At 70.2% G+C, this 9,511-nt stretch carries 10 protein-coding genes and 1 pseudogene; 8 read left to right on the forward strand and 3 right to left on the reverse strand.

The window, feature by feature from the left end; all coding sequences use genetic code 11:
- Positions 1 to 317: 317 nt before the first annotated feature.
- The 6 genes from ACWD35_RS43610 (at position 318) to ACWD35_RS43635 (ending at position 5,440) form a co-directional block, all read left to right on the forward strand.
- Positions 318 to 896: a TetR/AcrR family transcriptional regulator gene (locus ACWD35_RS43610; RefSeq protein ID WP_451356882.1), complete on the forward strand. Its 579-nt coding sequence runs from the start codon at positions 318 to 320 to the stop codon at positions 894 to 896.
- An 83-nt stretch (positions 897 to 979) separates the two neighbouring features.
- Positions 980 to 2,188: an MFS transporter gene (locus ACWD35_RS43615; protein ID WP_451356883.1), complete on the forward strand. Its 1,209-nt coding sequence runs from the start codon at positions 980 to 982 to the stop codon at positions 2,186 to 2,188.
- Between the two features lie 50 nt (positions 2,189 to 2,238).
- Positions 2,239 to 3,171 (forward strand): MBL fold metallo-hydrolase, encoded by a 933-nt coding sequence (locus tag ACWD35_RS43620; RefSeq protein ID WP_451356884.1) that lies wholly within the window; start codon positions 2,239 to 2,241, stop codon positions 3,169 to 3,171.
- A 122-nt stretch (positions 3,172 to 3,293) separates the two neighbouring features.
- The gene (locus ACWD35_RS43625) at positions 3,294 to 3,503 is read left to right on the forward strand and encodes a hypothetical protein (protein WP_451356885.1); all 210 of its coding nucleotides are present in this window, start codon (positions 3,294 to 3,296) and stop codon (positions 3,501 to 3,503) included.
- A complete protein-coding gene (locus ACWD35_RS43630) occupies positions 3,490 to 4,881 on the forward strand; it encodes an amidase (RefSeq protein ID WP_451356886.1) in 1,392 nt (463 codons plus the stop codon). Before ACWD35_RS43625 ends, ACWD35_RS43630 begins: the two co-directional genes overlap by 14 nt.
- A 163-nt stretch (positions 4,882 to 5,044) precedes the next feature.
- A complete protein-coding gene (locus ACWD35_RS43635; RefSeq protein WP_451356887.1) occupies positions 5,045 to 5,440 on the forward strand; it encodes a hypothetical protein in 396 nt (131 codons plus the stop codon).
- A gap of 666 nt (positions 5,441 to 6,106) precedes the next feature.
- Here the strand turns inward: ACWD35_RS43635 and ACWD35_RS43640 are convergent.
- Entirely contained in the window at positions 6,107 to 6,472 is a 366-nt protein-coding gene (locus ACWD35_RS43640; protein ID WP_451356888.1) for a hypothetical protein, read from the reverse strand.
- A 104-nt stretch (positions 6,473 to 6,576) separates the two neighbouring features.
- Positions 6,577 to 6,828 (reverse strand): hypothetical protein, encoded by a 252-nt coding sequence (locus ACWD35_RS43645; protein WP_451356889.1) that lies wholly within the window; start codon positions 6,826 to 6,828, stop codon positions 6,577 to 6,579.
- 277 nt (positions 6,829 to 7,105) lie between these two features.
- Between ACWD35_RS43645 and ACWD35_RS43650 the strand changes: the two genes are divergently transcribed.
- Together ACWD35_RS43650 and ACWD35_RS43655 are read left to right on the forward strand one after the other, a co-directional pair.
- Positions 7,106 to 7,525 (forward strand): WhiB family transcriptional regulator, encoded by a 420-nt coding sequence (locus tag ACWD35_RS43650; protein ID WP_451356890.1) that lies wholly within the window; start codon positions 7,106 to 7,108, stop codon positions 7,523 to 7,525.
- A gap of 319 nt (positions 7,526 to 7,844) precedes the next feature.
- A pseudogene (locus ACWD35_RS43655) lies at positions 7,845 to 8,608 on the forward strand (transposase).
- A gap of 54 nt (positions 8,609 to 8,662) precedes the next feature.
- Here ACWD35_RS43655 and ACWD35_RS43660 read toward each other — a convergent pair.
- Complete coding sequence (locus ACWD35_RS43660; RefSeq protein WP_451356891.1) at positions 8,663 to 9,352, reverse strand: VOC family protein; 690 nt, start codon at positions 9,350 to 9,352, stop codon at positions 8,663 to 8,665.
- Between the last annotated feature and the right edge of the window lie 159 nt (positions 9,353 to 9,511).

Raw genomic sequence — 9,511 nt, forward strand, 5'->3', positions numbered from 1 at the left:
GCAACGTGCGAAGAAGACACGGGGCCACCAGCCCGCGCCCGTCAGGAGGGAGCAGGGCATGCCACTGCTGACAGTAAGAGCCGGACGGTACCGGCACGCCCTGTGACCGCAGGGCAGTGCTGCGATCGGGCGACTTCAGAGGGAGGATGTGTCGCCGTCGGCCCGGCGGTCGCGTTCTGCACGCGGCCAGACCGGGCATCTGCGGGTGCCGCGGGTGCTGCCCGCCGCAGTACACGGGCAGCGTGAACGTCTCCGGGCGGGCAGAGTTTCGGAGGTTCAATCGGCCGGACGCAACTTTTTCGCATTAAGCTGGACGCATGAGTGCCCGAGCGACCACACGCCCCGGCGGGCGCAGCGCCCGCGTCCAGCAGTCCGTGCATCAGGCCGTCCGTGATCTGGAGGCGGAGGTGGGGCGGGACGCGCTGACCGTGCCGCTGATCGCCGCCCGCGCGGGGGTGACGCCGTCCACCGTCTATCGGCGCTGGGGGGACCTGCGGGAACTGCTGTCCGATGTCGCCGTCGAGCGGCTGCGTCCCGACGGTCCGCCGGCCGACCACGGCAGCCTGCGGGCGGACCTGGAGGCGTGGGCGGTGCAGTTCGTGGAGGAGATGGCCTCGACGGCGGGGCGCACGTACATCCGCGACGCCCTGCTGGGCGACCCCGAGCAGGGCAATGCGGTTCGCTGCTCCGATTACGCCGCCGAGCAGTTGAAGGCCATCGGGGTGCGCGCGGCCGGGCGTGGGGAGGGCGTGCCCGATGTGGAGACCCTGCTGGACGTCCTCGTCGCCCCCCTCATGTACCGCATTCTGTTCCGCCCCTCGGATCTGTCGGAGGCCTACACCGACTGGCTTGTGGCGTCGGCGCTCGGCCGGGGCGCTGCTCCCTCCGGCAGCTAAAAGCTAAAGCTTTGCGTTTTGGGGCGCGTGGGGCCTAATCTGCCTAACGCAAAGCGTTTGCCTTTAGGTGTGAGAGGTTCTCCGTGCTCAGCGTCCTGGCCCCGCCGTCCCCTTCCCGCCGCCTGCCTGTTCTGGGCCGCCGCAGCGCCTTCCCCCTCCACGCCTCCATCCTGATCGCCCTGCTGGCCGCCTCCAGCGCGCCGACCCCTCTCTACGCCCTCTACCAGGCCGAATGGCACTTCTCGGCGCTGACCGTCACCGTCGTGTTCAGCGCCTACGCACTCACCCTGCTCGGCGCCCTGCTGACGGCGGGCACTCTCTCGGACCACCTCGGCCGGCGTCCCGTCCTGATCGGTGCGCTGCTCGCGGAGGCCTCCGCGATGGCCGTCTTCGCCACCGCCCAGGGCGTCGCGGCGCTGATCGCCGCCCGGATCCTGCAAGGCCTGGCCACCGGCGTCGCCACCAGCGCCGCCGGAGCCGCCCTGCTCGACTTCGAGGACCCCGGCCGCCCAGGACGGGCGACGCTCGCCAACGGCATCACCCCCGTGGCCGGCATGGCGGCCGGCGTCCTGGCCTCCACCGCCCTCGTGCAGTACGCCCCCGCTCCCACCCGCACCGTCTACCTCCTGCTGCTCCTGCTGTTCACCGCGCAGGCGGCCGCGGTGCTGCTCACCACCGAGACCGCACACCCCCATTCCGGCGCGTGGCGCTCCCTGCGTCCCGGCATCGCCGTCGCCCCTGTCTCCCGCCCGGCCATGAGACTGCTCGCCCCCGGCGTCGTCGCCGCCTGGGCGCTGGGCGGCTTCTACTCCTCCCTCGCCCGGCTCATCGCCCCGCACACGTCCCGCGCCACCGGCGGCCTGGTCTTCTTCACCCTGACGGCCGCAGCCGGCCTCGCCGTCCTGGCCGCGCGGCCCCTGTCCGCCCGCACGGCGAGCTCCGTCGGCGCCGCGGTCCTGATCCCAGGGGCCCTGCTGGCCCTGAGCGCGCCCCACCTGCACAGCCTGCCCGCCCTGTTCGCCAGCACCGCCCTCGCGGGCACCGGCTTCGGCGCCGTCACCCAGGGCGCCCTGCGCCTGCTGCTGGCCCCGGCCGCCCCGGACGAACGCGCCGGCACCCTCGCCGCCTACTACGTCCTCAGCTACCTGGCCATGAGCATCCCCGCCGTCCTCGCCGGCCTCCTGACCAACCTCTACGGCCTGCAAACCGCCGTCTTCCTCTACGCCGCGACGGTCATCCTGCTGACCCTGACCGGCCTCGTCCGCTCCGTGCGGCAGCCGACCACCGGCTGACCGGATCCTGCCGTCCCGCACCGCACCGCCCCATCCGAAAGGACCCACCGATGAGCACCACCACACCCCGTCAGGCCACTTCACCCGCACGCACGGGATGGAGCCTCGGCGACATCGCCGTACGCCGTGTCGACGAGATCGAACTGCCGCGCCAGACCGGACCCTGGCTGCTGCCGGACGCCACCAAAGAGGTGCTGGACGAGGCGTCGTGGCTGCGCCCGGACTTCGCCGACGCCGACGTACCCCGTCTGGCGAGCCACAGCTTCGCGGTGGAGGCGGGCGGGCTGCGGATCGTCGTGGACACCGGCATCGGCAACGCCAAGCCGCGCGCCAACCCGGCCTGGAACGGACTCGACACCGACTTCCTGCAGCGCCTGGCGGCGGCCGGTTTCCCGCCCGAGTCCGTGGACCTCGTGATCACCACGCACCTGCACACCGACCACGTCGGCTGGAACACCCGCCTCTCCAGTGACGACTGGGTTCCCAACTTCCCCAACGCCCGCTACCTCACCAGCCGCACCGAATGGGACCACTGGGCCGCCACCGACCTGGACGAGGCCCGACGCCAGATGTTCCGCGACTCCGTCACCCCCGTACGCGACGCCGGACAGTACGACCTCGTGGACGTGCCCGAGCAGGGGCACGAGGTCGCGCCGGGCGTCCTGCTCATCCCTGTCCCGGGCCACACCCCGGGACAGGTCGCCGTCGAACTGCGCGGCAGCGACCGCCACGCGCTGATCACCGGCGACAGCATCCACCACCCCGTGCAGCTCTCCCACCCCCACGTACACAGCTGCGTCGACATCGACCCCGCCCAGGCCATCCGCACCCGCGCCCGGCTGCTCGACACCCTGGCGGACACCGACGCGCTGCTCCTGGGCACCCACTTCCCGCAGCCCACGGCCGGCACCGTCCGCCGGGAGAACGGCCGTTACCGGCTGCTCGCCGAGCACGCCGCAGAGATCTCGGCCACCGCGGCCTGACCGCGCAACCGGCCGCACCCGCACAGGCCGCCGCGGCGTCCTCAGCTGCCCCACGCGAAACCTCCGCCTTCAGAGTGTCGGCCACACCGCCGCCCTAGCCCCCACCGACAGGAAGAACATCCATGTCCGCCGTCGAACTCACACCGCCCGAGGCCGCCCGCTGGGCCGCCCGCGCCGGACTCGACCTGCCCGCCGAGCGCCACGCCGCGGTCGCCGCGGTCGCCAACCACATCCACAGCGTCGTCTCGGTCCTGCATGAGCTGGACTTCGCGGACGTCCCGCCCGCCGCCGCCTACCACCCCGTACAGGAGAAGCACGATGCAGCCGTATGAGCTGTCCCTCGCCGCCGCCGCGGACGCGATACGGGACCGGCGACTGTCCCCCGTCGAACTGGTCGACTCGGTCCTCGACCGGATCGAGAAGTCGGATCCGCACCTCGGCGCCTACGTCACGGTCGCCGCGGAGCAGGCGCGCCGGACCGCACGCGAAGCCGAACACGAAGCGGCGCACGGCCGTTACCGGGGACCACTGTACGGCATCCCGATGGGACTCAAGGACCTCATCGATGTCGACGGGATGGCCACCACGGCCAGCTCCCGGGTCCGTGCCGACCACCGCGCCACGGCGGACAGCACCGTCGCCGCGCGTCTGAGCACAGCTGGCGCGATTCTGCTCGGCAAGACCCACACCCACGAATTCGCGTTCGGCCTGACCACCCCTCAGACCCGCAACGCCTGGGACACCGGCCGGGTCGCCGGCGGCTCCAGCGGTGGCTCCGCGGTCGCCGTGGCGTCGGGCACCGCGACCTTCGCGCTGGGCACCGACACCGGCGGGTCGATCCGGGTGCCCGCCGCGCTCAACGGCGTCGTCGGCCTCAAGCCGACCTACGGTCTCGTCCCCCGTCACGGCGTCACCTCCCTGTCCTGGTCACTGGACCACGTCGGCCCGATCACCCGCACCGTCGAGGACGCGGCCCTGGTCCTGACCGCGCTGGCCGGACGCGATCCGCGCGACCCCGCCTCGCTCGCTCTGCCCACCGTGGACTACCGGCCCGGTGCCGGCACAGACCTGACAGGGCTGCGCATCGGTCTGCCGCGCACCTACTACTTCGACCACGTCCACCCGCAGGTGGAAACCGCCGTCCGGCACGCCATCGGGCAGCTGGAAGCCCTGGGCGCCCAGCTCGTCGAGGTCGACATCCCGATGACCCGCTACGTCCAGGCCACCCAGTGGGGCCTGATGGTGCCGGAGGCCGGCGCCTACCACGAAGGCAGCCTGCGCACGGTCCCCGGCCTGTACGAGGAGGACGTCCGCATCCTCCTGGAGGCAAGCGAGTTGATGAGCGCCGGCGACTACGTGCGCGCTCAGCGCTCCCGCACGCTCATGCGCGCCGAGTGGGCACGGATGCTGGAGCACGTCGACGTGATCGTCGCCCCGAGCGTCCCGATGCCGGCAGTCGGGGCCGGCCAGGAGACGGTGACCTGGCCCGACGGCACGGTCGAGAGCGTCTCCGACGCCTACGTACGCCTGAGTTCCCCCGCCAACATCACCGGAGTCCCCGCCCTGACCGTTCCGGTCGGCCACGACGCGGCGGGCATGCCCATCGGCATGCAACTGCTGGGCCGCCCCCTCGGTGAGCCCACACTCCTGCGGGTCGGCCACGCCTACGAGCAGACACAGCCCGCCCGGGCCCTCGCCACGGCGGCCTGATCTCACGCAGGAGCGGACCACCCCTTACCCGTACATCGGCGACCCCGACTTCTGGGACCTGTAAAAACGGAGGAGGGTGTAGCTGTTCCTGACTGACGAGCCACACCCGCTCTCCGGCCCTGGTGTGTCGAGCTGCCTGAGCGAGATCATGGATGATCGAGCGATGTTGGTTCGTGTGGAAAAGGCGCAGGCGGTCTCGCTGCCGCAGATGGCAGTACGGGTTCACTCGGCGATCGGGACCGCGGTGGTGAGCTGGCACGGTGACCCTGACGAGACGGACGGCCAACATCATGTCGAGTGGACCGTGGACGAAGATCTCCACTGGGGAGAGAACATTCAGCTCTCTGCCCTTGCCGAACCGTGGCTCGGGCAGGACGGCAACCACGTCATCCTGCGGGGCCGGATCAATGTCTCCGAGGCTGACATTGCAGTCCTTGAGGCAGAGGGCTCGCTGATCATGTTCGGCCTCGCCGCACCGCTTCCGGAAGGCATCGCCGCCCCATGGGTGGAGATCCGCGTCGCAGCGGCCGGCGTTTCTCTCTATCCGTTCCAGCTCTGAGAGGACGTTTCCTGCTCGCTCGCACAGCCCGCAAAAGCCAGGTCTCCCTCGCCGAGAAGCTGGTCAGCACCCGGTGCCGGGACCAAATGGTCCCGGCACCGTCGCGTCTAGGTGCCCCGCATTGGCCAAGGCCTTGAACGTCCCGACGCTGGCCATGCGAGGGCCCGGCCAGTCCCTCAACACCCAGCTCGGCTCCCTCACGCACTGACGGCAGGCCGCCGGCACGGGCCCAGAGGGATCCGTGACCTGGGCGAACACGCTCAGCGTTCCCAAAACGCCAGCTCTCCGTTCCAGAGGCTCGGAGCAACCACGCCCCGACCTGCGGCGACGGAGTTCTCTACAAGCCCCGATCGTTAGTCCTGCGTCCTCGCGCGGAGGGGGACGACGGTCGGCGTGGGCAGCTGTAGCTGCTGGCGCAGTGCTTCGTTCTCGGCAGTGAGCTGACTGAGGGCTCGGACGAGCGCTAGCACCTCACCCCACCAGCGGACCTGGTCGAGCCCCACGACGCCCCGGAAGCCTGAACACCCACGCGCGCCCCGCGGGGACGGCTCTCAGCCGCTACGCCTCACTCGCTCCCGGGCCCGGGAATCTGCGTCGGTCCGTGGCGGTCCATCGCCGACCCCGGCTCGGCCCAGGTGTTCGGAGGGATCTCACCAGGCCCGAGGATCAGCTTGTCCAGGTCTTGATCTGTGCGGCGACCTCCCGCACCGGGAGCCCGTCCCGGGCGGCGCGGGCCAGCGGGAGAACGGTGTCCAGGCCAGGGCTCACCGGCAGGCCGGACGCCGACAGGTACGCAGCGGTCACCGTGGCCGCGAACAGAAGGTTCCTCACCTCCAGGCTCGGGTTTCTGGCCAGCTCGCACAGCAGCGCCGCAGCCTTGTGATGGGGCTCGGGGGAGACCTCGTGGTCAAGGATTTCCGCCCGGTGACGTGCTTCCGCCGCGACCGGGACGCCGTAATCGACGACCTGGGGATCTCCCTGAATCTGCTGTGCGACTGCCAAGATCCAGGCGAGATCGATGCGGAGGTTCACGCGGCGTCCCTCGGCGCGGTCTCCGCCGGCTTGGCGGGGAGGCCGGGGTACCGGTCCTCACCGACCTCCGCCTCGAACTGATCCGTGTACGCAGCCGTGGCCTGCTATGAGCCCATCATCGCCTCTACGAGCAGATCTGGCGGGACGCCGCCTGGCTCCTCAGCGGACTGCTGCGCCGCCTCGGACTCCTTCACACCGTCGCCGTCCCGCAGATCGTCACCGGACACGAGGCACGGCTGGGGGAGTGGTGGATCCTGCAGCTCGAGCATGACTCCGAGACGTCCCTGCGCCGCGCCGAACTGGTGCAGGCCCTGACCGACCCGCACCATGGTCTGCCGCTGGAGCTGTGCGGTCACCGTGACCTGACGCCCGGAGGGAGCCTCGGGCTGGTCCTCCTGAAGTCCCGGGATCGCACCGCCGCTTTCCAACTGCGCTACGACCGGATCGACTACCCGATCAGGAAAGACCGCGCCCCCATGTTCTCGGCGATCCGGCGGCGCACCAGTGCTCTGACGGGCGAGGCCTCGTTGCCCGCCATGCCTGGGTGTTCGGCCACCGGCTGAGCCGAGCCGCGAGCCGCATTCGTCAAGGCCCCCTTCACCCGGAGGGATTGCCGCCACACGACGATGTCCCATGCCCCGCGCGCTTGCCGTACCGTTTGCGGACTACGCCCGTCCAGGGGAGTACGGCGGGCCGTACCGGGGAGAGGACGGCGTCGGGGTGGGCGAGGTTGATCAGGAGACCTGGAGTGCACGAGCGGTTTGCCGGACCGCTCATCCGGACGCACTGTTCGCCGAAGGCGCGGCCCAGAACCGGGCCAAAGCCCTTTGCACCGGCTGCCCGGTGCGCACCGAGTGCCTCGCCTACGCCCTCGACCACCGCATCGAGCACGGGATTTGGGGCGGCATGACCGAGCGGGAACGGCGGGCACTGCTACGCCGCCGGCCAACGGTGACCTCCTGGCGGCGCCTGCTGGAGACCGCGCGCGCCGAGTACGGTCGACAGAGCACGCGGTATCAGGAGGCGAGCGAAGGGTTCTCCCAGGCGGGCTGAGCCCGGCTGACCCGAGGGCCACCGTGCTGCCGCGCACGATGCCGACCTGTCGGCCGAGCAGCCCAGACCCGTGCATCTCGAGGCGTCGCCGACAGCAGGTCCACCTCCGCGTCGACGTACCCGAACTGGCGGGCCATGTGCACCGTGCTTCCCGCAGCAGGCTCTGGCGTTCTGCGCGGGCCATGGCCGGCGCGGCGGTGATGGTGACGGCCATCTGCGACCTGGTGCCGGTGTCGTTGGGGCCGAGCGGAGCTAGACGAGTAGTTCCGAATGTTGTCGGTCCGTCCGGAGATACAAGGAGGGCGCTCAAGATCGTTTTGTGACGAACGAACACTTGGACACCCTCTTCACCGGACTGTATGTGAAGGTCGACGACGAGATCCGAGAGAGCCGATGCCTGGGCAGGCCACCGCAGTTGAGCGACTCCGAACTGGTCTGCCTGGCCGTCGCGCGAGCTCTGCTGGGCTTCGCCTCAGAATCCCGCTGGCCGCGGTTCGCCCACGCCAATCTGGGTTCGATGTTCCGTACTTGCCCAAGCGGCCCGGATACAACAAGAGGCTGCGTGCCGCGTTGCCACTGGTCAAGAAGGCAATACGGCTGCTCGCCGTGGACAGCGACTTCTGGTTCGACAACCACTGGATCGTCGACTCCACGCCGGTGCCATGCGGCATGTCCCGGCCCACGGTGAAGCGGTCGGATATGGCCGGCTGGGCCGGATACGGGTACTGCGCCTCCCACTCGCGGTTCTTCTGGGGTCTGCGTCTCTACCTGGTCTGCACTCCGACCGGTATGCCCATCACCTGGGCACTCGCGAACCCCAAGATCGACGAGCGGGAAGTGCTGGCCTCGATGCTGGACCGCGAGCCGCATCTGGCCACCGACCACCCGGGGCTGCTGGTCATCGCGGACAAGGGCTTCGACACGCTGAAGGGGCAGTTGGACCTCGAACAGCACGGTGGACGCACCTTCGAGGGCGTCGCCGTCCGGGTCGCCCAGCGCATCCTCGCAATGGCCGCCGCGATTTGGCACAACCACAAGACCAACGCCCCCGTCCTTCGATCACTGGCCGCATTCGATCACTGACCGCCACCGACCCCCGTACTCAACCTGCAACATGGTCTCGTCGGGCAGGGGCGTTCACGCGCGGTCGGCGGGCGGACCGGCCACGCCGACACACGCCTCGTTGCCCTCAGGATCAGCCAGCACCCAGTTCGACGGCGCGTCCGCGTCGTTCACGAGGCGGCCTCCGGCAGCGAGCGCCGCGGCGATCCGAGCCTCGGCCTGGTCGTAGGGCACCCACACGTCGATGTGGACCCGGTTGCGCTGCGGGCGCGGTGCCTCCATCTGCTGGAAGTAGAACGGTGCCCCGCGACGGCGCGGGTCGATCAGGTCCTCGCCGCTGTTCGCGCGGTCCTGATAACCGAGCAGGGCACGCCAGAACGCCACCACGCTGGGACCGTCGAGGGCATCAATGGTGACCTGGACGGTCTGCACGGCGGACGGGTCGGCCGCAATGTCCAGCGCGCGGGCCACCGCCGAGATCTGCCGGGCCAGCTCGACGTGCCGTTCGGTCAGCCCGTAGAAGTCGTCCGTGACCGCGATCAGCCGCACGATCACGCCCTCCTGCCTCACGTCGACGTCCGGGTGATCGTCCCCGACTCCCGGCATCTCACTGATCGCGTGCACGAGCTGGGCACCGACCGCGAACGACCCCGTGCGGAAGTACGCACACGCCCCCTCACCCACGACGCGCCAGTCCTCCACGCCCGCCATCTCGTGGAACTGCTGCGGCCTGATGCGTTCGGTCTTGCTCTCCATGTAGGTCATGTGATCAACGTAGTCTGCAGGTCCGACAACCCCTTCGCCCGTCCGGCACTTCGGAACTACTCGTCTAGCGGTGGTTTGTTAGACCGGGGAGTAGAGATCAAGTGGGTGGCCTGCGCCGACGGCGTTGATCAGGGCTTGGAGTTCGGGTGGCGGTGGTGC

This window comes from Streptomyces sp. NPDC002671, from assembly GCF_053592475.1.